We start from the raw sequence: 26961 nt of genomic DNA on the forward strand, positions 1-26961 counted from the left end.
AGGCTGCGATCTTTTGACTTTGTTTTTGAAACAGATCAAAAGATCGCAGCCTGCGGCAGCTCCTACAGAGATTTGTGGAGATCACTCAGTACCCAGTCATTTCCAGATAGCCCCGACCCGGATGGCTGCCCGTGATGTGAACCGGGCCTTCCCAGTACGGAATCCGCAAATCCATCCAGGCATTGCGATTCAGCGCGTCGACGCTAATGTCGAGGTGTTTGTCGGGGATGCTGATCGTCCATTTCACCGGCATCGATCGGCCAGCGACGCGAGCGGTGTCTTGCGGCGTGAGTTGAATCTGCGAGCTGCTCAGGGTCTCGGTCTGACCGTCGGCCGCGATCCAGGTCCCGGTCAGATACGGCGCGCCGTCCTTCTGGCGCATGCGGTAAAGCATCACGTGCGCGCCGCTGTCCAGGTGTAGGGAAAACCAGTCCCAGCCTGTCTGATTGGCAGTCAGCGGTTGGCTGCTCCACTCGCGATCGAGCCATGCCGGACCGCTGACGGTGTAGATCTGGCCGTCGATCTGCAGGGTGCCATTGGCTTGGAAAAACGGCTGACTGTAGTAATACGACGCTTGCCCTTCCTCGGATTTCTGGCTGTACCCGTGATCACCCTGCAGCACCAGCGGACGACTGGACGTCAGGTGCAGTTGATAGGCGAAGTCTTTGTCGCGCGCGCTGAGTTGCAGGTCGCTCAACGGATCCTGCGCCTGACTGGCAAACCGCCAATCGTCGATCCACGCCTCGAACGGCGCCAGCCGCACACCGGCCTGCCCTACCCCGCCTCGCGCGTAGCGTTCAGCCGCGTGATGCACCGTGCTGGAGGTCACCGCTGCATGCCCCAGCCAGATCGTCTGATTGGCCCAACCGGCCTGCTCTGCCACGGGTTTCAACGCGCTGCGAAACAAGGTCCATTGCACGCCGAACTCGTTGCCCTGGGCATCCTTCAGGTTGGCGGTGACGTACCACCACTCGATACGAAAGCCATCATGCGCGCCGTGATCGGCCGGAAAACTGAACACCCGCCCTGGCACCACCGGCGTGTATGCCAACGCCTGATCACCCATGCCGGCAAAGCCCTTCTGCTCAGGCGCAGATTGATCGCAGCCGCCGAGCAGCAACAGCGCCAGCGTCAACACCACAGCGTTAATCTTCATGGGCAAACGTCCTGAGTAAATCCGCCGGTTGCGTGCGGTACAGCGAATACAACGGCCAAGCGGAAGCGAACAAGGTCGCCAGCAACGCCAACCCCATCAGTTGCAGCAATTGCCACGGGAACACCCGCAACGGCAGGCGCCAGCCAAATGCTTGCACGTTGATCACCGCATCCAGACACCACGCCAAGGCAATCCCCAATGGCAGCGCCAGTATCAGTGTCAGCACCGCCAGCAGCCATGTCTGACCGAGATTGAGCAGCATCAACTGCCGGCGCGTCACGCCCAGCGCCCACAAGGGTGCGAGTTGGCCGAGGCGGCTCTGACTCTGGGTCAGCAGGCTGATAAACAGCGCGACACCCGCGACGGCCAGCGTCAGGCTGTTCAGCGCTGCCGTCGCCGCAAAGGTGCGCTCGAACACCTGAACCGACCAGCCCTTGAGCCGCGCCTGATCGACGATGCGGCTGTCCTCCAGCTGAAACCGTGCCTGCAACGCGCTCAACAATGACGGAATATGTTGCGGGTCGACGCGCAGGTTGAAGCGGTTGGGCGTCAGTTGCGGCCAGCCGCGCAGCAGATGATTGACGTTGGCAATCACGTGACCCTTCGGATTGCCGTAATCGGCGTAGATGCCGACGATACGTGGCGACCATGGGCCGTTTGGCGTGGGAATCGTCAGACGCTCACCAGCGTGCAGTTTCAGGCGCCGGGCGAGTTGCTCGCTGAGCATCACCGCATCATCCGTCGCCAGATGCCCCCATGGATCAGCGCCGCTGGAATCGAGCAACGGCCAGTGCTGGCGATAGTAAGGATGGTCGATCACGCCGAACACATCCGCCGGCCAGCCCTGCAACGTCACCAACACCTGCCAGTTGGGCAGCACTGCGGCGACGTTCGGCTGCTGCCGAAGCCAGCTGTACATTTCCCGCGACTGCGCCGGGTTGGTCGGGTTGATATACAACTCGGCGCTCAGACGTTGTTCGAGCCAGTCATCGAAGGTCTGACGAAAACCGGCGGTCATGCTGCCGGCGCCGATGTTGGCGGCAAGGGCCAACAGCAACGCCATCAGCGCCAGACTCAACGCGGGTAATTGCTGACGACAATCGGCGAGAAACCACTGGCCAAGCACTGAACGACTGCGCCCCAGCAACTGGTTCAAGATCGCGCTGAGCGACACCGGCAGCGCCAGCGCGGCGCCGAGCAACAGCCCGGCCATCAACACAAAACCACTCGCCAAACTATCGCCCCCGATCAACGCCACCAGCGCGATCAATGCCAACGCCGCTGCCAACCAACCCTGGCGCCGCAACCAACGCGCATATTGCTGATGCCAAGCTTGCGGATCGGCCACGGCCAACAACGGCAAACGCGCCGCCCGCAACAGGCTGTTGCCCCCCGCGAGCAATGCGCCGAGCAGGCTCAAACCGATACCGCTGAACCACCACCAAGGACTCAGCCGTAGCTGCCCCGCCACTTCCGCGCCGTACAACCCGCGCAGGCTCGCGGCGACGTCCGGCAGCAAGACGCTGGCCAGCCAATAGCCGCTGATTACGCCGAACAGCCCGCCGATCAGCGCCAGCACACCCAATTCAACGATCAGGCAAACAATCAACGTCCGCGCACTGACCCCGCAGGCGCGCAGCGTGCGCAGCAAACCGCGACGCTGTTCCAGGGCGAGGCCGATGGCGGCGTGGACGATGAACAACCCAACCAGAAACGAGAGAAAGCCCAAAGCATCCAGATTGAGGTGAAAGCTCTCGGTCAGGCGCGCCAGATTGTTTTCTTCGCCGCTGCTCTTAAGCTGCAACTGACCTTTGAACGAGGCCGGCAACTCAGCGTGAAAATCCTTGGGCAATAACAGCCGCGACAGTAGCCCCGGTTGTTCGAGCAGGGTCTGCGCGACCCCGATGTCCACCAGCAAAACGCCCGGTGCCATGTCCTTTTGCACGCGCAACGGCGGCAATGACAGCCCATTCACGGTCTGCGGCGTGTCGCCTTCGTGCAGGTTGAGCGCCTGCAAGGTGTCCGGAGAAATCCACGTACTGCCCGGCGGCGTGAAGAATTCGACAATGCGTTCAATCGGCATTGCTTGCCCGGCCACCGCCGAGTCGGCAGGCAGCGACACCGGTTCGATGCCCATCAATTGCAGGCGCTGGTTGTCGTGATCCTTGAGCAGCAAGCGCCCCTGCAACAGCGGCGACACCGGCCAGCCCTGACGGCGCAAATCGACAAACCATTGCTGGGTGAACGTCGCGCCGCTTGGCGTGCTCAGGCTGGCCTGCGGTTCGCCACCGATCATCTGGCTGGCGCGGGCGTAACTGTCGCGGGCTTGACTGTTAAGCGCTTCGACACCAGTGAGCAAACTGGTCGCCAGCCACAACCCGGTCAGCACACTGAAAAACTGCACCGGATGCCGTCGCCAATGACTGAGCAGCGCGCGCAGTGTCTGGCGAAAAACCATCACGTCAGCCGTCCTTTGGACAGCACCACGCGCTGGGCCAATTGCGCAGCGACCCGTTGACTGTGGGTGACCATCAACAACGTGGTCGGTGTGTCATCGAGCAATTCGAGCAACAGCCGCAGCACCTCGTCGCTGGTGGCTTCATCGAGGCTGCCGGTGGGTTCATCGGCCAACAGTAATTTCGGTTGCGAGGCCAGCGCCCGACCCAATGCAACTCGCTGCTGCTGTCCACCGGAAAGCTGTTCCGGATAGCGCTGGAGCAAATCGCCCAGACCTAGGCGCTGCACCAGATGCGCCTGCCAGCGTGGCTCATGACGCCCGGCCAGACGTGCCTGAAACGCAAGGTTGTCTTCGACGCGCAAACTGCCGATCAGGTTGAACTGCTGGAACACCAGGCCGATTTCCGTGCGTCGCCAATTGGCCAGTTGCGCCTCGTTCATCTCCTCCAGCCGATGCTCGCCGCTGCGGATGCTGCCGCGATCGATCTTGTCCAGGCCAGCGACCAAATGCAGCAAGGTGCTCTTGCCACTGCCGGATTCGCCCATCAGCGCCAGACTGCTGCCGGCAGTCAGCGTCAGGTCGACGCCTTGCAGCACTGGCAGTGGGCCTTGGGGGGTGGCGTAGCTTTTGAAGACGTTGCGAACCTCAAGCATGGCGAAACCTGATCAATGAACTTGGGGCAAGGATAGCGGCCCTGAACAGCTTTGGCTGGCTCGAAATACCAGCTATTTGGCCTGCAAAGAATATTCGACTGTCATTTCTGACAGGTGTAACGGGCTGAGGCCTCATGTTCCACTGAATGTCCCCATCCGGGGTATTTCAACGATTCGAGGGAGCGCAATCATGACTCAGGCATATGGGAAAAAATCTGCAGATTATCTCGATCCGACCTTCGCCAATGGTGGTGTGCTGGATCTGCCACTGGAAGGGAGCGTGCATCGGGTTGCTCAATCGGTATTGTCGTTGCCGGAGAAGAAACTGCTGCTGCTTCTGTCCGCAGCGCAGGGCAATCCTCCTGCAACTGCCAGACTGAACGAAGACGGCTCGGTTGACCGGTCCTTCGCTGACAATGGCTTCGCCGATCTGCCATATCCCGAAGAAACGCAATTTCCATTTCGCCACCTGCAAGCGATGCCCGACGGCTGTCTGGTGCTTGGCATATTCGATAACTATGATTTGATCGCTGTCCGCCAACTCGGCGACGGTCGGCTTGACACCTCGTTCGGCCCCGCTCAGGACGGTAGAGTCATTATCCGTATCCGCGACCTGATTAATCCTCGTGAAGGGCACGGTGCAGGAGTGTCCGAACTTCAGCATCGGGTGCGGAGCAATAATATTTCGTCTGCCGATGCAGGTAATGCAGGTATCCGGACCATTGCTCAACAAGACGGCAAGATCATCCTGGTCAGCACCGTCGAATTCGGCGCGAACTATGGCAAAGGGATATTGGTGCGCCTGAACGCAGATGGTTCGCTGGACGGCACATTCAATGAAAAAGGCTATGTACTGATCGAGCTTCCTGGGATATCCCACGACTTCATTGAAGTCTCCAATGCTGTCGTTCAGCAGGACGGCAAAATTCTGGTAGGTGGTTACTACAACCGGCCCGATGAAATGGACAACAATGGCTTTGTGATCCGGTACAACCAGAATGGCAGCATCGATAGCAGTTATGGCGACGACAAGACTGGCGTTGTCGACGTTACCGACAGCGGCCGCTCGCTCCAATTGCGTGCTTTGGCCTTGAAACCCGATGGTGGCCTGGTCGCCGTGGGAGTAGCGACCACTACAGGCGGGCGCAACTCGCAGGGGCTGACATTGTCTCTGAACCCGGCCGGTAGCTTTAATCTGGTGTTCAACAACGGCAAGCCTTTGTTTGCTGACTTCACCGAATATGGCGTTCGGTGGGGAAGTTGTGTACCGCAAACGGATGGCAAGCTGGTAGTCAGTGGCCAAGGGGATCCCAACAATCACAACAGCCACAGTTCCACAGTGACAGCGCGTTATACCGCCGATGGCTCACTCGATCAGACGTTTGCGGGCAAAGGCTGGGCTGACTACAACGGTAAGCTTGGCGAGGACATCTTCCGCGGATGCGTTGTCATGGACGATCAGCGCACCGTCGTCACTGCCTACACGGCTGGTGCACCGGCTGCTGTGGGTTATGTACTTCGCTATCTTGCTTGACCCAAGCACCGCGAGCGCGAGAAGGCTCATCATCGCAACGGAGTGAGAGTCGGAGCCAACAAGATGAGGCCGGTGTTTGAACCGGCCTCATCGCTGGCAAGCCAGCGCCCACAGGGAATGAGGCTGTTCACACATATTGAATTCACCCTAAAACGCTGTGGGAGCTGGCTTGCCAGCGATGGGGCCAGTCCTGCCAACCCAAAATCTATTGACCAGCCGCGACACTCGCCGGCGCCTGCGTCGGCGTAACAATGCTGCCCAGATCAATGTGCTTCCACTCAGGCTTGGCGCCGAGCCGCGCATTGAAGCGGTAGTTGAAGGTGAATTCATCCGCCGTCGGCACGCTCAATGGTTTGCCATACACCGCTTCGATTCCCGCCAGGTCGTAGCCCATCAACTGCAGCAGTGTCGGGAAGATGTTGTAGTGGCTGGAGCGATCCTTGTTCGCCGCCAGTTGCGCCGACCAGTCCAGCGTTTTCAGTTGGCTGCCCTGGATCACCACCAGCGGCACCAGTCCCTCCTCCTCCACCGGGTCGCCGCCGCAATGGGTATTCAACCCAGGATTGCCGCGTTCATGCAGATCCTGGCCATGATCGGAGGTGTAGATCAGCGAAGCATTATTCAGATTGCCCTGCGCGAACACCCGCGCAAAGAACTCGCCAACGTTCCATAACACCGTGTTCTTGTACGCGTTGCGGTACAGCACCCAGTCATCCGGCTGGCCATTGAAACCGGTACGCTCGCCAGTGTCGGCGACTTCGGTGAACTGCCCGCGCGGCAAGGTCGGGCGGTACGCCATGAACGCATCCGGGTATTTGTCGTGCACCGGAAAATGCGCGCCGACCTTGTTGATCACCACCAGTTCGGCTTTGTCATCGTTGAGCAATGCGATCAGCTTCGCCGCTGCCGCCATGTCACGATCGCGCACGCTGGTCTGATCGAATTGCACAAATTCGTCGATGTCTTTCTTCTCGGTGTCGGTCATCAGGTTTTGCAGATTGCCGGCAGTGCGCTGGGCGTCGATGTACACCGTGCGCAGGCCGGCCTTTTTTGCGTACTGCCAGATCGACGGCAACGTGCTGTTGATGCGCATGTAATCGGCGCGGGTGCCGCCGTAGCGCAGGGTGACGTTGGTGTCGGCGCTGCAGTTGGCGACAGATGCCGCGTAGCCGTAATTGAAAATATCGACACCCGCCGGCGCCTGTTTGAGGTTGCTGTGCACGCCGAACGGCGCATTGATGTCCAGATAATTGCCGGAAATGCTTTCGTCGATGATCAGCACGATGTCGTGGCTTACCGCTGGCGAGGAGCGCGCCAGCGTCACCGGTTCACGCGGGCCGACGGTGTTGTGCAGCGCCTCATAGGCAAACAGGTTCAGATACGCCAATGGCGTGTACATGATCGGCAAACCGCGAGCGCCCTCGCCCGCGCGCAAAAACAGCACCGCGCTGAGCAACAACACACCACACACCGGGGCAGCCACGCGCAATGCGTTTGGCACCAACAACGCATGCCGGGGTTTGAGACCGATCCCGAACAGCAGCAACAGACCGCTAAGCGCACCGTGGATGATCGCGTCGCGATACTGGTACACCGCTTCCTGGATGAAACCGCCCGAATACACCAGCGAGACAAAACTGCTGTAGCTCAGGTAATCCGCCGTGACCCGCGTATAAACGTCGAAAAAAACCGCCGAAGCGAACATCGCCAATGCGAATAAATGCCTGATGAGCGTTTGGCGGATATAGGCAGTTAAATATAACGCCACAGTAAGCGCCAAAAACATCGCGCCAAAAAGAAGTACAGCAAAACCGAGACCGATAGCATTTAACCGATCAATGTAATACTCGGTATAAAGAAGCAAATAGATAATTAAAAGCACTTCTTTAGCATATTTGAACATGGTGACACCGGTCGCGCGAAAGGCGGGAAGTCAAAGGTTTGTCGGTCAGAATCTGACACTAGCACCCTGCCATCAAAGCGCAAGAATTGACTGTTTTTTCTGCGAAGCGTCAAAAAAACGGTGACTCAAATCTGACACACACCAGATGCCGCAGGCCTTTAAATTAAAGGCTTACGACCGTTTATCGCTTATTTGAAATCTGAACAAATCTGCAAAATCAGAACAAATTCAATCGCAGCAATGACTTGATGGCCAATCGCCAAAAAACGCTCAACTGTTATACAGATGCAACATGTCATTTTGCTGACACGCTTTCCAAACGCTGCGCTATACCCCTTTAACTATCTCATTCCGCAGTTAACTTTTTGGTGTTATTGAGGTGCGCAGATGGACGTGAGCGTATTTGGCACTGGCTATGTCGGACTTATACAAGCCGCCGCACTTGCAGATGTAGGGCATCGGGTTTTATGTGTTGATATTGACCCGAACAAGATTAAACAACTGCAACAAGCAGTACCGCCGATTAGCGAGCCAGGTTTGTCCAGCACCCTTGAGGAAAACATCAAGGCGGGTCGTCTGTTGTTCAGCACCCAGGCCAGCGACGCGGTCGAACACGCCGAGCTGATTTTCATCGCCGTCGGCACCCCAGCGGACGAAGACGGTTCCGCTGACCTCAGCCACGTCCTGAACGTCGCCCGGCAGATCGCCAGTTTCATGGAGGCCGATCGCACCCTGATTATCAAGTCCACGGTTCCAGTCGGCACGGCGGATCAAGTGCTGGCCACCGCCAGCAGCGAATTGCAGCGCCGCGACAAGGGCAACCTCACCGTACGTGTGGTCTCCAACCCCGAATTCCTCAAGGAAGGCAGCGCCCTCGCCGACTGCATGCGTCCGGACCGGATCATCGTCGGCACGCACGACGACGCAGCCCGCGAACAGATGAGCGAGTTGTACGCGCCGTTCTGCCGCAACCACGAAAAAATCATGTTCATGGACAACCGCAGCGCCGAGCTGACCAAGTACGCCGCCAACGCGATGCTCGCTACGCGCATCAGTTTCATGAACGAACTGGCCAACCTCACCGAGCTGCTGGGCGCCGACATCGAAGCCGTACGCAAAGGCATCGGTTCTGACCCGCGCATCGGTTACCACTTCATCTATCCGGGCTGTGGCTTTGGCGGTTCGTGCTTCCCCAAAGACTTGCGCGCGCTGCTGCACACCGCTGAACACAACGGCATGCCGCTGAAGTTGCTGCGCAGTGTCACCGACGTCAACGACCTGCAGCGGCACATCCTGTTCAGCAAACTCAAAGCACAATTCCCCCAAGGCCTGGCCGGCAAATCCATCGCCATCTGGGGTCTGGCGTTCAAACCGAACACCGATGACATGCGCGAAGCGCCAAGCCGTTATCTGATGGATGCGCTGTGGGCCGAAGGTGCCAGCGTGCAGGCCTACGACCCGGAAGCGATGTCCGAATGCCGGCGCATTTACGGCTATCGCAACGACCTGCACCTGTGCGCCACCCGTGACGACACGCTGGAGGACGCCGACGCGCTGGTGATCTGCACCGAGTGGAAAAATTTCCGCGTGGTCGATTTCGAACTGCTCTCGGAAAAGCTGCGTTCGAAGGTGATCATCGACGGCCGCAACCTCTACAACCCGGAACAAGTGGCGGCCGCCGGCCTGCACTACAGCGGCATCGGCCTGCGTCACATCGCGCCAGAAGGCGTGCGGCCATGAAGATTCTGGTCACCGGTGCCGCCGGTTTCATTGGTGCCCATTGCGTGTTGCGGCTGCTGCGCGACGGGCACTCGGTGGTCGGCCTGGACAATTTCAACGCCTACTACGACCCGCAACTCAAGCACGATCGCGTGCAATGGGTGCGCGAGCAGGTTGGCGATTTCCAGCTCGCCACGGTTGATCTGGCCGATGCCTCGGCCCTCGACGCGCTGTTTGTCCACGAACGCCCGCAAGTGGTGATTCACCTCGCCGCGCAAGCCGGGGTGCGTTACTCGCTGGACAATCCTCGGGCGTACCTGGACAGCAACCTCAACGGTTTCCTGAACATTCTCGAAAGCTGTCGGCATCACCCGGTCGAGCATCTGATCTACGCCTCGTCGAGCTCGGTGTACGGCGCCAACCAGCACACGCCCTACTCGGTGAAGGACGGCGTCAATCATCCGCTGTCGCTGTACGCCGCGACCAAAAAAGCCAATGAGCTGATGGCCCACAGCTACAGCCATCTGTTCGGCATTCCCTGCACCGGCCTGCGCTTTTTCACCGTGTACGGACCGTGGGGCCGCCCCGACATGTCGCCGATCCAGTTTGCCCGGGCGATCAGCGAAGGCACGCCGCTGAAGCTGTTCAACTACGGCGAGCATCAACGCGACTTCACCTACATCGACGACATCATCGAAAGCATCGCCCGACTTATCGATCAGCCACCGCAGGTCAATCCGCAGTGGGATCGCGTGCAACCGGATCCGGCCAGCAGCATGGCGCCGTGGCGCTTGTTCAACATCGGCGGGCAGCACCCGGTGGAACTGAAAACCTATCTGGCCCTGATGGAAAAACATCTTGGCCAGCAAGCCATTGTCGAGCTGCTGCCGCTGCAACCGGGCGACGTGCTCAACACCTGCGCCGAGGCCAGTGATCTGGCCCAAGCCACCGGATTCCAGCCTCGTATCGAGCTGGACGAAGGGCTCGGACGCTTCGTCGCGTGGTTTCGCGACTATTACGCCACTGCCTGTCACCCACGCGCCGCTCGCGGCTGAATTAATGCGGAGGACTCCATGACTGGACATGAGAAAGGTATACCGATCCAACAACTGCAGCGTGACAAACGCATGGATCCGGAGCAGCGAATGCGCCTCGACGCGGCGATTCATCGCCAGGGTCGCGGCTGGTTCACCGGCCGTGACGGCGGTCGTCCATGGCAACTGTCGCGCACCAACCGCGTGGTCGCCTGCCTCGGCGCACTGGCGATTCTGCTGCTGATTTCGCCGCTGTTGCTCGGCCTCGCGCTGGCGATCAAATACTCCAGCAAGGGCCCGGTGATGTTCGTGCAAAAGCGCACCGGCTATCGCGGGCGCAAATTCGGCATGTACAAATTCCGCACCATGGTCGCCAACGCCGAAGAACTCAAGGAGTCGCTGCGTCACCTGAACAAGCACGGTGTCGACGCCATCGATTTCAAGATCGACCAGGACCCGCGCATCACCGGCATCGGCAGTTTTCTGCGGCGCACCAGCCTCGATGAATTGCCCAACCTGATCAATGTAGTGACCGGCGACATGCGCCTGGTCGGCCCGCGTCCGACCTCGTTCAACGCCTACCGCTACAAGGACAATCACCTCGCTCGCCTGAGCATCTACCCCGGCATGACCGGCCTGTGGCAGATCTCCGGGCGCAGCAATATCGACTTCGACCAGCGCGTTGAGTTGGACCTCAGCTACATCGCCGAGCAGAGCCTTCTGCTTGATCTGAAGATCCTGTTGAAAACCCCTTTCAAAGTATTCAGCGGCCACGGAGCAAGCTAATGGACGGTTCAACCAACAAAAGCCTGAGCATCGCCAATCCCAGCGAATCGAACCTGACCTCGACCGTGCTGGATCTCGATCTGCGGATCCTGTTCCTGACCGCCGCCAACCCCGGCGCGGGTACGACCACCAGCGCACTGGCGCTGGCCAGCCAACTGGCGCAAATGAGCAGCGGCCAAGTGCTGCTGGTCGACGCCAGCCAGTCGGCGAGCAACCTCACGCAGCAGTTGAATTTAAGCAAGGAGCGCGGCCTGCGTGACTTGCTGTTCAACCCGGACAACCCGCCGCTGTTGCAGGACTGCGTGGTGCAGGTTTCCAGCCTGCCGTTCCACGTCCTGCCCAACGGCCGGCCGATCCGCACGATGGAACACCTGACCGCCGAGCGCCTGAGCCCGTTGCTCGATCAACTGGGCAGCCAGTACCGCTTCGTGGTGATCGACGGCGACGCGGTGTACTCCGCCGCCGACACCCTGGTCATCAGCACTCAGGTCGATGGCGTGGTGTTTGTCGTCCGCGCCGAAGACACCCGCTGGGAAGTTGCCCAGGCCGCCGTGCAACGCCTGACCCAGGCTGGCGCGAAAGTGGTCGGCAGCGTGTTCAACCGGCGCAAGTACTACATGCCCAAATGGCTTTACAAAAACCTCTAAGCGAACGCGAAGGAAGACGCCATGAACGCCAAGATTCTTGTGCTGCTGATGCTGCCGCTTGCAGGCTGCTCGAGCACCTCCGACACCCAGAACATGCCGGTGAATATCCTCACCGCCACCCCGGCCAACGCCCAGGCAACCGATATGCCGAAGATCGAACAGACCCTGCGCCCGCAGGATGTGCTCGATGTGATCTTCCACATCAGCACCAGCGGCTCGGACGCTTACCGCGTGCAGTCGGGTGACCAGATCGGCCTGAATTTCACCGCTGCCAGCCAGCTCAACGGCAATCAACTGGTGCTGCCCGACGGCACCATCGAACTGCCGGGCGCCAACACCTCGGTGAAAATCGCCGGGCTGACCAGTGAACAGGCCCGCGAAGAAATTCAGCGTGCGTACCAGCGCAAGCAACTGTTCCAGCCCAACCGCAATCAGCTGACCGTGCAGATCATCAGCCCGCTGACCAATGAGGCGAACCTGAAAAGCGCGCTGAATCACCCAGCCACCGGCATGAGCCGCGAGATCACCGTCGGCACCGACGGCTACGCGAGTTTTCCGGAGATCGGCGCCGTGCCGCTGCAAGGCATGACCGTCAATCAACTGGAAAGCTTCCTCAACAAGAAGTACGCGCAACTGCCGGGCCGGATGACCGTGGACGTGCTGCTCAAGTCCACCGCCGGCAACGAAATCTATGTGCTGGGTGAAGTCGGCCAACCGGGCTCCTACCCGATCCGCCGGCCGGTCTCGGTGCTTGAAGCGCTGACCCTGGCCCGTGGCACCAACGTCAAGGCGCGCCTGGATTCGGTGGTGATCATGCGCCGCAACGGTAATCAGGTGAAGGCCGTGCGTTACGACGTCGAGAAGGCCCTGTCGGGCGAGGCGCCGCAAATCGCCTACCTGCAACCGGACGACATGCTTTACGTGCCGAAAACCAAATTGGCCAGCGCCGGCGAACTCGCCCGCCAACTGGCCGACGTGGTGCTGTTCCAGGGCGTCGGGTTCAGCTTCGGCTACCGCGTCGACAACAAAGACAGTGACAGCAACTAACTCTCAGGTGACCGACATGAACCCAAAGGAAAACTACCTGCACGAGTTCTTCAGGATCTTCTTCGCCAACAAGCAATTGGTGAAACGGGTCTTCCTGATCTTTGCAGTGATCGCCCTGCTCCTGCCGCTGCTGCTCAAACAGAGCTTCGATATCACCGCGCAGGTCATCGTGCAGTCGAAAAAACTCTCTCAGGGTGACGCCACCACGTCGCTCACCGTGGACAACGCCACGTTCATTCCGCCGTCACTGGCGGACATGGAAACCGAGAGCAATATCCTCCGCTCGCCGGCGCTGATCCGGCAGACCATCAGCGAACTGCGCGACAAGGGCGAATACACGCCTTCGCCGGGGGTCTTCAGCAAACTGGTGGCTGAGCCATTCAAGCGCTACGTCAGTTCGCCGCTGCGCCAGTACGTGATCAACCCGATGCGCAACGTGCTCGGACTTGAGACCGATCCAGTGCGTGACACCGCGCTCGATGCCCTGACCCAGCAAGCCATCGACAGCCTGAAAATCGAGACGCTGCCGGGCTCCAACGTAATCTCGATCATCTACAGCTTCCCCGATCCGCAACAAGGCACCTCGTTTGTCTCGGCCCTGCTGCAGAACTACCTGGTGAGCCGTCAGGCATTGCAATCGATCGACCTGCCGCAATCGTTCTACGAGTCGAAAAAACATCAGTATCAAGTGCGTCTCGATGGTCTGGAAGGCAACCGTCAGACCTTGCTGGAAAGCGTCGGCGCGTCGGATCCGAAGGAAGAAATCACCTTCCGCCTCAACGCGATCAACACCGAAGAGCAAGCGCTGAACCTGTATCAGGATCGCCTGCTGCAGAGCCAGCGCTGGCTCGAATACCTGAAAACCGCACTGGCTGCCGCGAGCACTAACAAGCTCAACGATTACACCTTCCCCTACACCTTCACCACCACCGTCGACAACGTGGCGTTCGAGGATCGGGAGATCAAGCAAATGGGCGAACAACTGACCACACAGGTCAGCCGCTACATGAACGATCTGGCGGTGTTCCAGCCTGGCAGCGAGCCCATGCTGCTGACCCGCGAGCAAATCGCCCGCACCCGTCAGCAGTTCCTCAAAGTGGTGAGCAACCGCATCCAGGAACGCACCAACGATCTGGCGGTGGTCAAGCAGGTGATCGATCAGAAAACCGCGCGCATCGCCGAGTTCAAAAACCGCATCCACGAGTTGCAGCAGACCCAAAGCAAGCTGCGCCAGATGGACACCGAGATCGATGCGCTGCACGCCGCGTTCTCGACCTACGCCCAGCGGTTTGCCGAAAGCAGCACCACCCGTTCGCTCAGCGACGACCTGTCCAACGCCCGGGTGCTCAGCCCGCCGTTCGAACCGACCGAAGCGGCGTTCCCGAAACCGGGCCTGATCATTCCGTTCGGCATGCTCACCGGGTTGCTGTTGGCGATTGCCTTTGTCTACGTACGTGAGTTCTTCGATCACCGCTTCAAGCACCCAGCGCAAATCAGCCACGAACTGGGCGTGCCGGTGCTGCTGGTGATCAACGATCAGAACGCACTGCCAGGCAATCCGCACAAGAGCTGGAGCGTGCCAAGCCTGATGCACTGGGTGCGCAATTGAACACCGCGTCCTCCCCGAACGCCGCGCTGCCGATCATGCATTTGCTCAGCAGCGGCGGCTTCTATGGGGCCGAGCGGATGTTGCTGGATCATTGTCTGGCGACGCCGGGACAGCATCAGGTGCTGTTCCTCGACGCGCCGCCAGACCTGATCGCGCGCTTTCGTGAGGCCGGGGTGGACTGCCAGGGTTGTGCCGGGCTAGCAGAATTGCTGCGGCACTTGCGTCAGCGCCGCGGTGAAAAACCGTTGATCAACACGCACAATTTCAAAGGGCTGCTGTTCGGTTGGGTCGGCGCGACGTTGTTGCGCCTGCCGCTGGTGATCACCCAGCACGGCTTCACCCCGCGCAGTCGCAAGCAGAAGTTCTACACCTGGCTCAGCTTGCAGCTGTGCCGCACCGCGTCAGTGGATCGGGTGGTGTGCGTGGCGGAAAGCATCGCCGCGCTGCACCGTCAGGCCAGCGTGCGGGCAGAGAAACTGCAGGTGATTCCCAACGGTTTGCCGGCGGCGGCGGCACTGGTGCCGGACGCGGATCGGCAGCGCTGGCTGGCCGGTTACGTCGGCCGTTTGAGCAGTGAGAAAGGCCCGGATCTGTTTCTCGATGCGCTGATCCCGCTGTGTCATCAGCATCCGCAACTGGATGCGGTGATGCTCGGTGATGGCCCGGAGCGCGAGGTGTTACAGGCGCGCATCGACGGCGCCGGTTTGCAGCAACGCATCCGTTTGCCCGGTTACCAGATCGCCATGCAACCGTGGTGGCAGCGACTCGATGCGCTGGTGATCAGCTCGCGCACCGAAGGCACTCCGATGATTTTGCTCGAAGCGATGCAGGCCGGGGTGCCGGTGGTGGCGTTCGGGGTCGGTGGAATTCCCGATGTGCTGGAACACCGGCACAACGGTCTACTCGCCGCACCGGCCGACAACGCTGACCTCGCCCGCCAGCTCGACACCTTGTTGAGCGAGCCGAAACTGGCCCGGCAACTGCGCGACAACGCAAAACGCACGCAACAGGATCGCTACGACCTCAAGGCCCTGGCCGAACGCTGGTCGCAGCTGTACATCCGCACGGCACGGGAGGCACGCGCATGATTTTCCCGCTCTCGATCGTCAGTTTTCTCGGTCTGGCCTGCATCGCTTTGCTAGCCAGCCCTTATCCGTATCTGGCGCCGGGAGCGGTGCTCGGCCTGGTCGGTTTCGCGGTGTTGTACCGCAAGCCGACCTGGGGCCTGCTCGGGATTGCCGCGCTGGTGCCGTTCGAAGGCTTCTTCAAGGACACAGCGTTCTCCGGCAGCAAGCTGATCGGCGCCTCGCTGGCGGTGATCCTGATGCTGCAACTGGCGCTGCACCAGATTCCTTCGGATCGGCTGCGCAGCAACCTCTGGCGCTATCTGGTGTGGTTCATGGTTCTGTACTTTTTGAGCCTGCTCAACACCGATGACCTGGGCATGTCGCTGGGGCACCTGCGCGAACTCAGCGTGGGTTTGATTCTGTTTGTCATCACCCTGTTGATCGGCCGTGAGCTGAACCTCGACCTGTTCGCCCGCCTCGTCACCCTCGCCGTCAGCACCACCTGCGCGATGGCGATGTTTTCGGCGAAATTCCAGGATCAGGGTCGCGCGGCGGGTTTGCTCGAAGACCCTAACGCCTTCGCCATGCTGATCGCATTTGCCGTGCCCATGGCGCTGTTTCTGGTAATCCGCAGCCCGAACCTGCTGCACCGTCTGTTCTGGGGTGGTTGCTGCCTGCTGCTGTTGGGCGGCATGACCAAAACCGAATCGCGTTCGGGGCTGGTAGTGCTGGCCTTGAGTCTGCTGATCGGTTGCTGGCATTACCGCTCGCAACTGACGCGGATTCGGCCACGGCATCTGGGTTTCGCCATGCTCGGCGCGGCCATCGTGATTCCGTTGGCAATCTACGCGATGCCTGCCGGGTATCTCGCACGGATTCAGTCGCTGAGCGTGTTGAGCGCCGGCGCCAAAGGCCACAACGACGAATCCCTCGGCCGGCGCGCCTCGTACATCGTGGTCGGCAGCCAGATGATTCGCGAGAACCCGCTGCTCGGCTCCGGCCCCGGCACCTTTCCGCTGCACTACGCGACCACCGGATACGCCAAGGCGTTTTCCGCCAACCGCAAGATCGGTGACTTGTATCGCCGGGCGCACAACACCTATCTGGAAATCTTCAGCGAACTGGGGGTTCCTGCCGGCTTGTTGTTCGTCGGCATGCTCGGCCTCGGTCTGTACAACCTGATTCGCGCCCGCGCTGCATGGTTGCTGCGCCGCGACGCGTATCAGGCAGATCTGATGACACACCTGGGCGTGAGCTTCCTGTCGCTGACGCTGTTCTTGATGTTCCTCAGCGCGCCGAACCAGAAATACGTGTGGATCATGCTGGCGCTGACCTGGGTCCTGCGCCTGAAAGCCGAACAGGCACCACTGACCACGGAGGCCCGCGCATGAGCCGGATCAGCATCGTCATCCCGATGTTCAACGAGGCCCGGCACATAGGCCGGACCTTGCTCGCCGCACAAAAAGCCGCGCACGCGGCCAACGTCGAATGCGAGCTGATCGTGGTCGACAACGGTTCGACCGATCAGGGCCCGCACATCGCCCGCCAGTTCGGCGCACAAGTGTTGGTGTTGCCAGGATTGCTGATCGGCGCCCTGCGCAATCGCGGTACGGCGATTGCCACGGGCGAATGGCTGGCGTTCATCGATGCCGACATTGAGATGCCGGAAGACTGGTTGAGCCAATTGTTCGACATCGAAGCCAGCGGCCAGGCCGATGTCTTCGGCCTCGATCTGCACACCCCCGCCGAAGCGCCGTGGTACGCCACCGCGTGGCAGCGCCGCACCTTGCGCCCGTCCACCCACACCAGCCATCTGGTCGACTGGCTACCTAGCTCCAATCTGCTGATGTTGCGGCGCTGGTTCGACAAGATCGGTGGTTTCAACGAAACCCTGCGCACCGGCGAAGACAAGGAATTCACCCTGCGCCTGCGCGAACACGGGGCTCGGCTGCTGTCGGTCAATGAGAGCGTCGCGCTGCACTGGGGCTACGAAATGAACTGGCGCGAGTGGATGGGCAAGGAGCTCTGGCGTCAGGGCAGTCACTTGCAACTGCTGCGTAGCCACGGCTTCAGCGTGCGTCTGCTGCGCTTTCCGATGTTCTCGCTATTGGTCTGGCTCCTGGACTTTCTGGCGATCTCGGCGCTGCTCGATGGTTTCCCGCATCACGCGGCCGTCATGGTGCTGCTGACACTGGTTCCGGGGCTGGCGCTCAGTGTGCGGCAGAGCGCCAAGCACCGTAACGTCTGCCTGACCGTGCAACTGTGGGGTCTGCATCACGTACGCCTGCATCTGGCCGGCGCTGCATTCATTTTGAGTCTGTGTCATTGGAACGCCAGGAGGCCTGCCCGTGGCTGAATTCATTTTCTGGACATGCTTGTTGCTACCGGTCTACGCCTACGTCGGCTACCCACTGCTGCTGACGCTGGTCGCGCCGCTGTTCCCGGCCTGGCGCCACACCCCGGCGCCGCCGCTGAACGTCAGCATCGTGATTGCCGCGCACAACGAAGCGCGGCACATCGAGCACAAATTGCGCACGTTGCTGGCCCAGGATTATCAGCCGGCCACTCTGCAGATCATCCTCGCCAGCGACGGTTCGACCGACGACACCGTGGCCTGCGCGCACAAGGTTGTTGATCCGCGCATCACCGTCCTCGACCTGCCACGCCAGGGCAAAGCCGCCACCCTGAATGCCGGCGTGGCCCTGAGCACTGGCGACATTCTGGTGTTCACCGATGCCGACAACCAATGGTCGCGGGAAACCCTCGGTTATCTGCTGGCGCCGTTGAATGATCCGCAGGTCGGCGGCTGCGCCGGGCACATGGTGATTCCGGTCACCGGCGGTGGTTTGAGCGTTGGCGACAGCCTCTATCGGCATTACGAAGGCTGGCTGCGCCGGGTCGAGAACCGCACCGGTTGCATGGTTTCCGCCGACGGCGCCCTGCTCGCCCTGCGCCGCGAGTTGTTCCAGAACGTGCCGGCCGAGGTCAACGACGATTTCTTTATCAGCACCTGCGCACCGGTCGCGCACAAACGCATCGTCTATGTGCCCGAAGCGCAAGTGATCGACCACGGTGTCGATGAGGCGGACAAACAATTCCGCCGTCGTCAGCGCGTCACCGTCGGTGGTTTGCAGAGCTTGGCCCAGCGCCGCGAGCTGCTCAACCCGCTGAAATATGGCCTGTACTCGATCGCACTGATCAGCCACAAACTGATCCGCCGCTTGGCGCCGATCCTGTTGTTGCCGCTGCTGCTGAGCAATTTCTGGCTGTGGGAAGACCACGGTTTCTATCGCCTCGCCCTGATCGCGCAGCTGTTCGGCTACGCCATTGCGATTGCCGGGCTGCTGGATTCGCAACACCGCTTGCCCAAACCCTTCCGCCTCGCCGCGTTTCTGCTGGTCACCCTCGCCGGGATGAGTCTCGGTCTATGGCAGTTCCTGCGCGGTCAGCGGTATGCCCAGTGGAATCCCGAACAGAACCGTTAAGAGGACCGAAGCCATGGCGATCAAACAACTGATTAAGCGCACCAGCGGCTGGCTCTATCTCAACTCGTCCATGGGCCGAAACCAGCTGCACGGCGCCGGGGTGATTCTGATGCTGCACCGGGTGCTGTCGAACGACCGCGCCGCCAACCTGCCGCACCGCAACGAACTGTGCGTCGGGCCGCAAGCCTTCGAACACTTGCTGGTGTGGTTGCGCAAGCATTTCGATTGCGTGCCGTTGATGGAAATTCTTCAGCCCAACTCGCTGCGCACTGAACGCCCGCGGGTGGCGCTGACCTTCGACGACGGCTGGCGCGACAACGCGGTCAACGCCTTCCCGCTGCTGCAAAAACATCAGGTGCCGGCGAGCATTTTCCTCTCCACCGATTTCATCGGCAGCCGTCAGCGCTTCTGGTGGGAAAGCCTCGGTGAAACCCTGTGGGGCAGCCACGGCGAAAAGGCGCGGATGCATTTGATCGAATGCCTGCACGCCCTGCATCACCCGCTGCCAGTGCTGCTCGATGACATCGACGTCGACCGCCGCAGCCTGGCGCTGCTGCACTACCTGCAAGGTTTGAAAACGATTGACCCGCAGGAGCTTGAACGCCTGACCGACGAATGCCCGCCAGAGTCGCAACCGCAAGCGCTGGATTGGCATCAGGTGCGCGCGCTGGAAGCTTCCGGGCTGGTGCGTTTCGGCCCGCACGGCGCCAGTCACGCGATCCTCACCGGCCTTGACGATGTGCGCCTGAACGAAGAAATCAGCCGCAGTCGCGACGCCTTGCACAACGGCTGCAACCGCCCGCTGCCGGTGTATTGCTACCCCAATGGCGACAACGACCAACGTGTGCGCCAACAGATTGCCGATCACGATTACCCGTTTGCGCTGGGCACGGGCACCGGGATTTATCGCGGCGAAGGCGATCCGCTGAACCTGCCGCGCTTCGGCGTCAGTCAACGCACCGCGCGCAATCCGCAACTGCTGTCGTGGCGGATCTTTCGTGGGGCGCGGCCATGAGCCGAGGCAACTACCTCAAGCATCTGGCGCTGAGCATGGGCACCAAACTGGCGATGATCGCCTTGCGTTTGCTGCGCAACGTGCTGCTGGCGCGGATTCTCGGGCCCAGTGAGCGTGGCTTGTTTGCCTTGCTCAGCACCCTGCCGGATTTGATCAGTGCAGCCACCAGTGGCGGCTTGAATTCGGCGGTCGGCTACCAAGCGGCCAAGCAGCGGCCCATGGGTGTGTTGCTCAGTCAGGTGTTGGTGTTCGGTTGTTTGCTCGCGGCGTTGCTGACGTTGCTGGTGGTGGCGCTGGTGCGTGAGTTCGGCAGCGAACTCGATGTAACGATGCAGCTCGGCTTGCTCGCCTGGCTGTTGCTGCTGGCGGTGCCGCTGACCGTGTTGAAAAGCGGCTTGCTGACTTTGCACAACGCCTCGGGTGGCGTGGTCGCGTTCAATGCCTTGCGGCTGGTCGAATCGCTGGCGCCGCTGTTGCTGTTTGTCGCGCTGTTCTGGATGTGGAAAAGCGCGGCCCTCGAAGCGGCGCTGATCAGTTGGCTGGCCGGGATCAGTCTGGTGGTGCTGGCCGGTTGGGTCTGGCTCAAACGCTCGCAGCCATTGCAGTTGCAATGGGACCGCGCCAGCCAGAACGAACTGCTGCGCTACAGCGCGCGCAGTCATCCGGATCTGCTCTTCCAGCAGGTGATTTTGCGCTCGGATTATCTGTTCATCGGCGCCCTGCTCGGCAGCACCGCCCTCGGTCATTACGCGATGGCCAGCGCTGCCGCCGAACTGCTGCTGATCGTTCCGGAAGCAGTGACCACGCCACTGATGAAACGCCTGCTGCAACAGGACGAAGGCATGGACAAGGTCACCCCGCTGGCCCTGCGCCTGACCGCCACGGTGATGCTCGGCGCCTGCCTGACCATGGCGGTGATTGGCGAATGGCTGATCGTCACCCTGTTCGGCGCGGTCTACCAACCGGCGTATCCAGCGCTGCTCGCCTTGTTGCCGGGGCTGTTGGGCCTTTGCTACGCAAGCATTCTGCGCTTGGACCTGCTCGGCAAGAATCGCCCCGGCACGGTGTCGTTGCTGATGGGGCTGGGAGCGTTGCTGAACCTGGCCCTGAACCTGGTGATGATTCCGGCTTACGGGATTGTCGGCGCAGCGGCCGCTTCGTCGATTGCCTATTTGGCGGTGACCGTGGCAATGCTGGTGCTCTATTGCCGGTTAAGCGGCGTACCGTTCTGGCAAGTCCTGATCATCCTGCCCCGCGACGTCACGCCGATGTGGCTGATGCTGCAACGCCGGAAAACCGCATGAAAGCCCTGGCCCTGCTGCTCGGTCTCGGCCTGTCGCTGGACGCCTTTGCCGCGTCGATGCGCTGGGGCGAAATCCGCGACGGCAGTCTGTTCCTGCAAGCAGAGCACCCGGACACGCTGACCGTGCGCTGGACGCCGGCATGGCAGGCGGATGCCAATGAAGAGCATGTGTATCTGCTCGATGGCCAGGGCAAACTGGCCGGCGATCGATTCATCAAAGCCAGTGAAACTCGCGGCAGTCAGAGCTGGCCGTTGCTGCCCGGTGCGGCCAGTTATCGGCTGGAAATTCCCGGCTACAGCTTCCGCAATTATCGAATCGAACATGACGAGCGCACGGTGGCGTTGTTCGCCCCGGCGAAAGTGCATTTCAGTGCCGACACCCATAACGGCGACGAACTGTATTTCAAAGTCGCGCCGGGTGAGCACGCGGTGCTGGCCGGCAAGTTTCATGGCGGCGTCAGCGGCTTGCAGGCGCAGCGGGTCGGCGATGATCAGCAACTGACATTGGCGCTGAAACCCTATCGTGCGTATTGGCAGTTCGATCAAGTGGCGCTGCCCGTCAGCGAACGCGAACAGATCTGGCGCCTACGCTTGCAAGGCAGTGGCAAAGCGGCGTTCTGGCTGGATGGCACGGCCAACCTGTTTGCGCAGAACCCGCAGCAACTCAAAGCGCTACGCGAAGACGCCGGGCAAACTCGCTTGACCCTGCATGACAAAGTCCTCGGGCGCACCCCGGATCTGGGCATCGCCCTGCCCTACGTGATGCCGCCGCCCGCCAGCCATGCTGCGCTGGATGCGTTGAAACCGACCGCTGCGAGTTACTACAGCTTTGTCGATGTGATGGCGAAGAACCCGCATTTCGAGGACGCATTCCGCCAGGTGTATCAGGATCGTTTTGGCATCAAGCAGGACATCACCCTGCTGGCCGGCAGTCAGCGTCAGGCGGATTTGCGCGCCGATGTGCAAAGCAACAGCGGCCTCGATGCCTGGCTGGCCAGCACCCGTAAGCTGGGTGGCAAAGGCACGCACTACATCGGTTTTGCCGACGAGCCGAACCTCAACTATTCCAGCTACGCGCAGTATGAGGCGATTTTCGCCAGCATGGCCCGCCAGGTGCGCAATGATCCGGCGAATGCCAAGGCCGGCGTGCGCATTGCCATGCCGGCCAGTTCGCGGTTGGTCAACGGGCCGTTCGCCAACAACGCGGCGGATAAACGCGGGATCGATTGGGCGCGGCGCTTGCTCAGTGAATCAGGCGATCAGGTCGATGCGCTGGCGTGGCACGAATGGATGATCCGCGACCTGCTCGCCACCCGCGTCTACCGCGACAGCGTGCGCCGCGCCGCTGACCTCGTTGGCCTCGACGGCCAAGGCCAGCCGCGCAAAGCCTTGCTGCTCGATCAGACCAACATGTCCAGCGGTTCCAGCCTCAGCCCCTACGATCAGGAAACCCACTACGCTTCGCTGTGGTGGGCATCGGTGGTGATCAACGCCTCGCAGGACGGCTTGCTGAGCATGCTCAACTGGTTTCAGGCCGCTGATGAGCCGCAGTATCCCAAGGGCATGTTGCGGGTTTCGCCGGATGAACAACGTTTCGAGCTGAAACCGGTCGGCCTGGCTCAGCAATTCATCGCCCAGCATTGGCTGCATCAAGTGCTGTGGCTGGAAAACGATGCGTTCGAAGTCGACGTGCTGGCGATGGCCGGCGACGATCAACGGGGCCTTCTGGGCGTGAACAAAGGCACGCGTTTACAACGTGTCGACTTGAGCGGCGCCAAGTGCCCGCTGAATAACGGCGCCTTGCGCTACTTTGGCGCGGACAACCGCAGCCGCGATGCGCCATTTACCTGCCAGGACGGTCGTGTGCGTTTCGAGCTGCCGGGGCAAACCCTGTTCGCCCTCAGCTGGAGCACGTCATGAACCGTCCGTTGATGTACCGCCGCGCGAGCCTGTGGCCGCGCGATGCATCGTCATCAGGAGCCAAGACCATGAACATTGTGCAAAAACTCAGTGAACACATTAAGCAGAAAGGCCTGCGCGCCACCTTTGCCAAAGCGTGGAAGCACTACGTTTTTTCCCACCAGGAGCTGTTGTGGATGGAACGCGATCTGGTCAGCCCGGTGCCACCGCACAACCTCAAACCCTACCCGCCGCTGCGGGTGGTGAAGATCACGCCGGACAACACCAGTGCCTTCGCCCGCTACTTCGGTGACCGTGTCGGCACCATGGCCGAACTGGCCAAAGAAGGTCACACCGGGCACATGCACCTGGACGATCACGGCGATGCCGTGGCGTTTATCTGGGGCAGCTCACGGGACTATTTCGACCGGCATTACTACGGTTGCCTGTTTGCGGTGAAACCCGGCGAGTTCTTCGAATTCGGCGGCGAGCTGACGCGTTCCTATTGGGGCACCGAGCTGTCTGTGGACCTGCAACTGGAGCTGTGGAAAGCCATGGCTGCGCAAGGTTGCGACACCGTCGTCGACGTCTGCGAGTTCCACAATATCCCGGCGCTCAAGCTGCACCTGCGCATGGCCTATACCGAGCAAAAACGCATCATGAATGTGTACACCCTGTTCGGTCGCTGGCGCTTCTACCGCGAAACCCGCTACAGCGGCTCGCGCCTGGATGCGCTGCGCAAACCGTCCCGTCCACCCGTAACAGCAACGGCGGCCTGAGCCTATGGCGACGCGATTCCAATGGCGCACTTCCCTGTGCGCCGCCGATTTCCCCGAAGCAGCGTATGAAGCGCTGCGCCTGCGGGTGACGGATCACACGCCGTTCAACAACCTTGGTTGGTTGTGTGCGGCCGAGCAGGCCCTTGGGGAGGATGAGCGTCTGCACATTCTGCTGGGCTGGGAGGCGGAGGAATTGCGTCTGTGTCTGCCGCTGGTGGCGACCCGCGAGCGCTTTGCCGGTGTGCCGTTTCGCGTGCTGCATCACTTGGGTTATCCGCTGGCGGATCGCTTGGCGCTGTTGTCGTTGCTTGGCAGCGAGGACATGCGCCGAGCGTTGAGCCTGATCCGTCAACGCGTGCCCCACGCATTGCTGCAACTCAATGAACTGTCCGAACCCGTCGGCGAAGAAAGTGCCCTGACCGAATGGATGGTGCGCAGCTCCACCGGTGAGCGGCGCTTGAGTTGTCGGACGCCGGTGCATCTGATCAGCGAGGCCGATCACCAGGAAGTCTCCGGCGACCCGCGCTACAAGTTGCGCCGGGCGCGCAAGCGCATCGCCGCGTGCGGTGCCGAGGTGCGCCGGATCACTCCCGATGCACTGAGCATGGGGCCGTTGTTGCAGGTCATCAGCGAAGTCGAAGCGGTGAGCTGGAAAGGTGACGAAGGCGTGGGGATTTTCGCCAGCGACCGCAGCCGGCAATTGATCGAACACGCCTTCATCGCCCTCGCCGGCCAGGGTCTAGTGCGCGTGGTCACGCTGGAGCTGAACGGCCGTTGCATCAGCTATCGGCTTGGCTTGCTCGAACAGGGCCGACTCTACGATTACAACCTCGCGTTCCTGCCGCAATACGCTGATCTTGGCAGCGGCCGGGTGTTGCTGGAGGAATGGATTCGCTGGGGGCTGGACGATAACTGGCGCTGGATTGATGCCTCGCGGGTCAGCCTGGAAAACTCCAGCCATCAACTGCACGAACGCATGACCGGGCAACTGGAGCACTGGCGCTGGAGTTTCTATTCCTGGCGCCCGAGCGGCCTCGTCCTCGGTCTGGGCTTGCGCCTGTGGTACCGGCTCAAACCCCATGTCCAGGCCTGGCGCGCAAGACGTGCCGCACCCGCGAAACCCACACTGAAACCTGTCGCGATCACCACGGAGGGCGAACATGCCTCGCCAAGTCATAGTCAACGCTGACGATTTCGGCCTCAGCCCGAACGAAAACGCGGTGATCTTCGGTGCTTTTCAGGCCGGGGTCATCAGCTCTGCCACGGCGATGGCCAACATGCCGGCGTTCGAAGCGGCGTGCGCCATGGCGCGGCATCCGACGTTGCAAGGCCGGGTCGGTTTGCACTTCAACCTGACCTACGGGCGCCCGTTGAGCCAGGCGATTCTGGCCCGCCGCACGTTCTGCGACGACCACGGCGTATTCGACCTCAGCCTGCCGCGCCACAGCGTATGGCTTGGGCGCGAGGATCGCGAGGCGGTGCAGGAAGAATTGCAGGCGCAATGGCAGCGTTGCGTCGATCACGGCATGCGCCCCAGTCACATCGATTCGCACCAGCACGTGCACAACATCTGGCCGATTGGCGAGATCGTTGCGCGGTTCGCGGCGCAACAGGGTGTACCGATTCGGCTGGCACGCAATCTGGGGCAAAACCTCAATCTGCCCAAGCGCGTGTTCAAGGGTTTGCTCAACTGGCGTCTGCAGAGCCTGGCCGGTGTCACCGCCGACTATGTGTGCACGCCGATCGACTTGCGTAACGGCATCGCGCCGACCGACGGCGTGCTGGAAATCGTCGCCCATCCAACCCAACTCGGCGCCGATTTCGGAGACGCCTATCTCAATGCCGATGAATCCCTGAGCCGCGTGCTAGAGCGGCGGCTGAGCGGTATTCCACGGGTTTCCTACACCGACTTGAACAAGGATTTTCTACGCGGTGCCACGGCACTCGATTGACTTACATACCTTGCAATACTTTCCAAGATGGCACTTTGGAATGAGTTTGCTCAGGTGATCTATACCCACAAAAGCACCATCCACAACACCCGGGCTTCGGCCACGGAGGGCATCATGAGCGTCATCGAAAAACTACAAGATCGCATCCGGCAAAAAGGCCTCGGCCGCACTTTCGGCACGCTCTGGAAACGCTACGTGTTCTTCCATTGGGAACTGTTGTGGATGGAGCGTGACCTGGTCAGCCCGGTGCCGCCGCACAAGCTGCGTCCTTACGATGGCCTGCGCAAAGTCGACATTACGCCGGAGAATGCCATTGCCTTCAGCAAGCATTTTGGCGACCGCGTCGAGACCATGGCGGAGCTTGCCGCCGAGGGTCACACCGGGCACATGTACGTCGATGCTGACGGGCATGCGGTGGGGTTTATCTGGGGCAGCATTCGCGACTATCACGACCGTCATTATTACGGCTGCACCTTTCCGGTGAAGCCGGGTGAGTTTTTCGAGTTCGGCGGTGAAATGATTCGCGCGTATTTCGGCAGCAGCCTGTCGGTGGATGTGCAGATAGCGCTATGGGAAGCCATGGCGGCGCAGGGTTGCACCAAGGTGGTGGACGTGTGCGAAACCCACAACATTCCGGCGCTGAAGCTGCATCTGCGCATGGGCTATCACGAACAGGGGCGCGTCATGCACGTCTACTGCCTGTTTGGCCGCTGGAAGTTTTTCCGCGAAACGCGCTATGAGGGTTCGCGCCTGGAACCGCTGCGCAAACCGGGGCGGCCGGTGGTGAGTGCGGCGGCGCAGGCTTGAGTCACATCTGAAATGAGTGGCCTCTTTGAGGCCGCCATCGCTGGCAAGCCAGCTCCCACAGGGTTTTGGGGTGTACCGCTTATATCTGTACGACACAAAATCCTGTGG

Annotated in this window: 22 protein-coding genes; 18 read left to right on the forward strand and 4 right to left on the reverse strand. The window is 60.9% G+C overall.

Annotated features, from left to right (window positions below; all coding sequences use genetic code 11):
• Positions 1–85: 85 nt before the first annotated feature.
• Genes EJA71_RS26035 through EJA71_RS26045 form a run of 3 tightly spaced genes read right to left on the reverse strand, consistent with a single transcriptional unit; the run spans position 86 to position 4267 of the window.
• Positions 86–1156, reverse strand: coding sequence for a lipocalin-like domain-containing protein (locus EJA71_RS26035; protein WP_158960780.1), 1071 nt, complete (start codon positions 1154–1156; stop codon positions 86–88).
• On the reverse strand, positions 1146–3617 hold the full coding sequence (locus tag EJA71_RS26040) for an FtsX-like permease family protein (protein ID WP_158960782.1): 2472 nt from the start codon (positions 3615–3617) through the stop codon (positions 1146–1148). The genes EJA71_RS26035 and EJA71_RS26040 overlap by 11 nt, the downstream gene beginning before the upstream one ends.
• A complete protein-coding gene (locus EJA71_RS26045) occupies positions 3614–4267 on the reverse strand; it encodes an ABC transporter ATP-binding protein (RefSeq protein WP_158960784.1) in 654 nt (217 codons plus the stop codon). The genes EJA71_RS26040 and EJA71_RS26045 overlap by 4 nt, the downstream gene beginning before the upstream one ends.
• A 190-nt stretch (positions 4268–4457) precedes the next feature.
• On the opposite strand from EJA71_RS26045, the gene EJA71_RS26050 reads away from it, so the two are divergent.
• Positions 4458–5801, forward strand: coding sequence for a hypothetical protein (locus EJA71_RS26050; protein WP_158960787.1), 1344 nt, complete (start codon positions 4458–4460; stop codon positions 5799–5801).
• A 205-nt stretch (positions 5802–6006) separates the two neighbouring features.
• Here EJA71_RS26050 and EJA71_RS26055 read toward each other — a convergent pair whose 3' ends face one another.
• On the reverse strand, positions 6007–7704 hold the full coding sequence (locus EJA71_RS26055; RefSeq protein WP_158960790.1) for a sulfatase-like hydrolase/transferase: 1698 nt from the start codon (positions 7702–7704) through the stop codon (positions 6007–6009).
• Positions 7705–8091: 387 nt separating this feature from the next.
• Between EJA71_RS26055 and EJA71_RS26060 the strand changes: the two genes are divergently transcribed.
• The 17 genes from EJA71_RS26060 (at position 8092) to EJA71_RS26140 (ending at position 26853) form a co-directional block, all read left to right on the forward strand.
• Positions 8092–9444 carry a UDP-glucose/GDP-mannose dehydrogenase family protein gene (locus EJA71_RS26060; protein ID WP_158960793.1) on the forward strand — a complete coding sequence of 451 codons (1353 nt, stop codon included), beginning with the start codon at positions 8092–8094 and terminating at the stop codon, positions 9442–9444.
• Complete coding sequence (locus tag EJA71_RS26065; RefSeq protein WP_158960796.1) at positions 9441–10478, forward strand: NAD-dependent epimerase; 1038 nt, start codon at positions 9441–9443, stop codon at positions 10476–10478. Before EJA71_RS26060 ends, EJA71_RS26065 begins: the two co-directional genes overlap by 4 nt.
• 18 nt (positions 10479–10496) lie before the next feature.
• Positions 10497–11243, forward strand: coding sequence for a sugar transferase (locus EJA71_RS26070; protein WP_158960798.1), 747 nt, complete (start codon positions 10497–10499; stop codon positions 11241–11243).
• Complete coding sequence (locus EJA71_RS26075; protein ID WP_008084477.1) at positions 11243–11890, forward strand: CpsD/CapB family tyrosine-protein kinase; 648 nt, start codon at positions 11243–11245, stop codon at positions 11888–11890. The genes EJA71_RS26070 and EJA71_RS26075 overlap by 1 nt, the downstream gene beginning before the upstream one ends.
• Before the next feature lie 21 nt (positions 11891–11911).
• On the forward strand, positions 11912–12937 hold the full coding sequence (locus EJA71_RS26080) for a polysaccharide biosynthesis/export family protein (RefSeq protein ID WP_158960800.1): 1026 nt from the start codon (positions 11912–11914) through the stop codon (positions 12935–12937).
• Between the two features lie 16 nt (positions 12938–12953).
• Positions 12954–14546 (forward strand): Wzz/FepE/Etk N-terminal domain-containing protein, encoded by a 1593-nt coding sequence (locus EJA71_RS26085; RefSeq protein WP_158960803.1) that lies wholly within the window; start codon positions 12954–12956, stop codon positions 14544–14546.
• On the forward strand, positions 14543–15634 hold the full coding sequence (locus EJA71_RS26090; protein ID WP_158960806.1) for a glycosyltransferase family 4 protein: 1092 nt from the start codon (positions 14543–14545) through the stop codon (positions 15632–15634). The genes EJA71_RS26085 and EJA71_RS26090 overlap by 4 nt, the downstream gene beginning before the upstream one ends.
• Positions 15631–17004: an O-antigen ligase gene (locus tag EJA71_RS26095; protein ID WP_158960809.1), complete on the forward strand. Its 1374-nt coding sequence runs from the start codon at positions 15631–15633 to the stop codon at positions 17002–17004. Before EJA71_RS26090 ends, EJA71_RS26095 begins: the two co-directional genes overlap by 4 nt.
• Complete coding sequence (locus tag EJA71_RS26100; RefSeq protein WP_158960811.1) at positions 17001–17969, forward strand: glycosyltransferase; 969 nt, start codon at positions 17001–17003, stop codon at positions 17967–17969. The genes EJA71_RS26095 and EJA71_RS26100 overlap by 4 nt, the downstream gene beginning before the upstream one ends.
• Positions 17962–19098, forward strand: coding sequence for a glycosyltransferase (locus EJA71_RS26105; protein WP_158960814.1), 1137 nt, complete (start codon positions 17962–17964; stop codon positions 19096–19098). The genes EJA71_RS26100 and EJA71_RS26105 overlap by 8 nt, the downstream gene beginning before the upstream one ends.
• Positions 19099–19111: 13 nt before the next feature.
• Positions 19112–20113: a polysaccharide deacetylase family protein gene (locus tag EJA71_RS26110; RefSeq protein ID WP_158960817.1), complete on the forward strand. Its 1002-nt coding sequence runs from the start codon at positions 19112–19114 to the stop codon at positions 20111–20113.
• Positions 20110–21417, forward strand: coding sequence for an oligosaccharide flippase family protein (locus EJA71_RS26115; RefSeq protein WP_158960819.1), 1308 nt, complete (start codon positions 20110–20112; stop codon positions 21415–21417). The genes EJA71_RS26110 and EJA71_RS26115 overlap by 4 nt, the downstream gene beginning before the upstream one ends.
• Positions 21414–23336, forward strand: coding sequence for a hypothetical protein (locus EJA71_RS26120; protein ID WP_158960821.1), 1923 nt, complete (start codon positions 21414–21416; stop codon positions 23334–23336). The genes EJA71_RS26115 and EJA71_RS26120 overlap by 4 nt, the downstream gene beginning before the upstream one ends.
• A 68-nt stretch (positions 23337–23404) precedes the next feature.
• Positions 23405–24094 carry an N-acetyltransferase gene (locus EJA71_RS26125; protein ID WP_158960831.1) on the forward strand — a complete coding sequence of 230 codons (690 nt, stop codon included), beginning with the start codon at positions 23405–23407 and terminating at the stop codon, positions 24092–24094.
• Positions 24095–24098: 4 nt separating this feature from the next.
• On the forward strand, positions 24099–25283 hold the full coding sequence (locus EJA71_RS26130; protein ID WP_158960823.1) for a GNAT family N-acetyltransferase: 1185 nt from the start codon (positions 24099–24101) through the stop codon (positions 25281–25283).
• On the forward strand, positions 25255–26046 hold the full coding sequence (locus EJA71_RS26135; protein WP_158960826.1) for a ChbG/HpnK family deacetylase: 792 nt from the start codon (positions 25255–25257) through the stop codon (positions 26044–26046). The genes EJA71_RS26130 and EJA71_RS26135 overlap by 29 nt, the downstream gene beginning before the upstream one ends.
• Before the next feature lie 114 nt (positions 26047–26160).
• Positions 26161–26853 (forward strand): GNAT family N-acetyltransferase, encoded by a 693-nt coding sequence (locus tag EJA71_RS26140; protein ID WP_158960828.1) that lies wholly within the window; start codon positions 26161–26163, stop codon positions 26851–26853.
• The last annotated feature ends 108 nt before the right edge of the window (positions 26854–26961 follow it).

The sequence above is a fragment of the Pseudomonas sp. PB106 genome, assembly GCF_009764645.1.
GTDB lineage: Bacteria > Pseudomonadota > Gammaproteobacteria > Pseudomonadales > Pseudomonadaceae > Aquipseudomonas.

Coding starts and splice junctions, on each gene's coding strand:
- EJA71_RS26035 (WP_158960780.1), bottom strand. CDS start 1,156: ATGAAGATTAACGCTGTGGTGTTGACGCTGGCGCTGTTGCTGCTCGGC.
- EJA71_RS26045 (WP_158960784.1), bottom strand. CDS start 4,267: ATGCTTGAGGTTCGCAACGTCTTCAAAAGCTACGCCACCCCCCAAGGC.
- EJA71_RS26050 (WP_158960787.1), top strand. CDS start 4,458: ATGACTCAGGCATATGGGAAAAAATCTGCAGATTATCTCGATCCGACC.
- EJA71_RS26055 (WP_158960790.1), bottom strand. CDS start 7,704: ATGTTCAAATATGCTAAAGAAGTGCTTTTAATTATCTATTTGCTTCTT.
- EJA71_RS26060 (WP_158960793.1), top strand. CDS start 8,092: ATGGACGTGAGCGTATTTGGCACTGGCTATGTCGGACTTATACAAGCC.
- EJA71_RS26065 (WP_158960796.1), top strand. CDS start 9,441: ATGAAGATTCTGGTCACCGGTGCCGCCGGTTTCATTGGTGCCCATTGC.
- EJA71_RS26070 (WP_158960798.1), top strand. CDS start 10,497: ATGACTGGACATGAGAAAGGTATACCGATCCAACAACTGCAGCGTGAC.
- EJA71_RS26075 (WP_008084477.1), top strand. CDS start 11,243: ATGGACGGTTCAACCAACAAAAGCCTGAGCATCGCCAATCCCAGCGAA.
- EJA71_RS26080 (WP_158960800.1), top strand. CDS start 11,912: ATGAACGCCAAGATTCTTGTGCTGCTGATGCTGCCGCTTGCAGGCTGC.
- EJA71_RS26085 (WP_158960803.1), top strand. CDS start 12,954: ATGAACCCAAAGGAAAACTACCTGCACGAGTTCTTCAGGATCTTCTTC.
- EJA71_RS26095 (WP_158960809.1), top strand. CDS start 15,631: ATGATTTTCCCGCTCTCGATCGTCAGTTTTCTCGGTCTGGCCTGCATC.
- EJA71_RS26100 (WP_158960811.1), top strand. CDS start 17,001: ATGAGCCGGATCAGCATCGTCATCCCGATGTTCAACGAGGCCCGGCAC.
- EJA71_RS26110 (WP_158960817.1), top strand. CDS start 19,112: ATGGCGATCAAACAACTGATTAAGCGCACCAGCGGCTGGCTCTATCTC.
- EJA71_RS26115 (WP_158960819.1), top strand. CDS start 20,110: ATGAGCCGAGGCAACTACCTCAAGCATCTGGCGCTGAGCATGGGCACC.
- EJA71_RS26120 (WP_158960821.1), top strand. CDS start 21,414: ATGAAAGCCCTGGCCCTGCTGCTCGGTCTCGGCCTGTCGCTGGACGCC.
- EJA71_RS26125 (WP_158960831.1), top strand. CDS start 23,405: ATGAACATTGTGCAAAAACTCAGTGAACACATTAAGCAGAAAGGCCTG.
- EJA71_RS26130 (WP_158960823.1), top strand. CDS start 24,099: ATGGCGACGCGATTCCAATGGCGCACTTCCCTGTGCGCCGCCGATTTC.
- EJA71_RS26135 (WP_158960826.1), top strand. CDS start 25,255: ATGCCTCGCCAAGTCATAGTCAACGCTGACGATTTCGGCCTCAGCCCG.
- EJA71_RS26140 (WP_158960828.1), top strand. CDS start 26,161: ATGAGCGTCATCGAAAAACTACAAGATCGCATCCGGCAAAAAGGCCTC.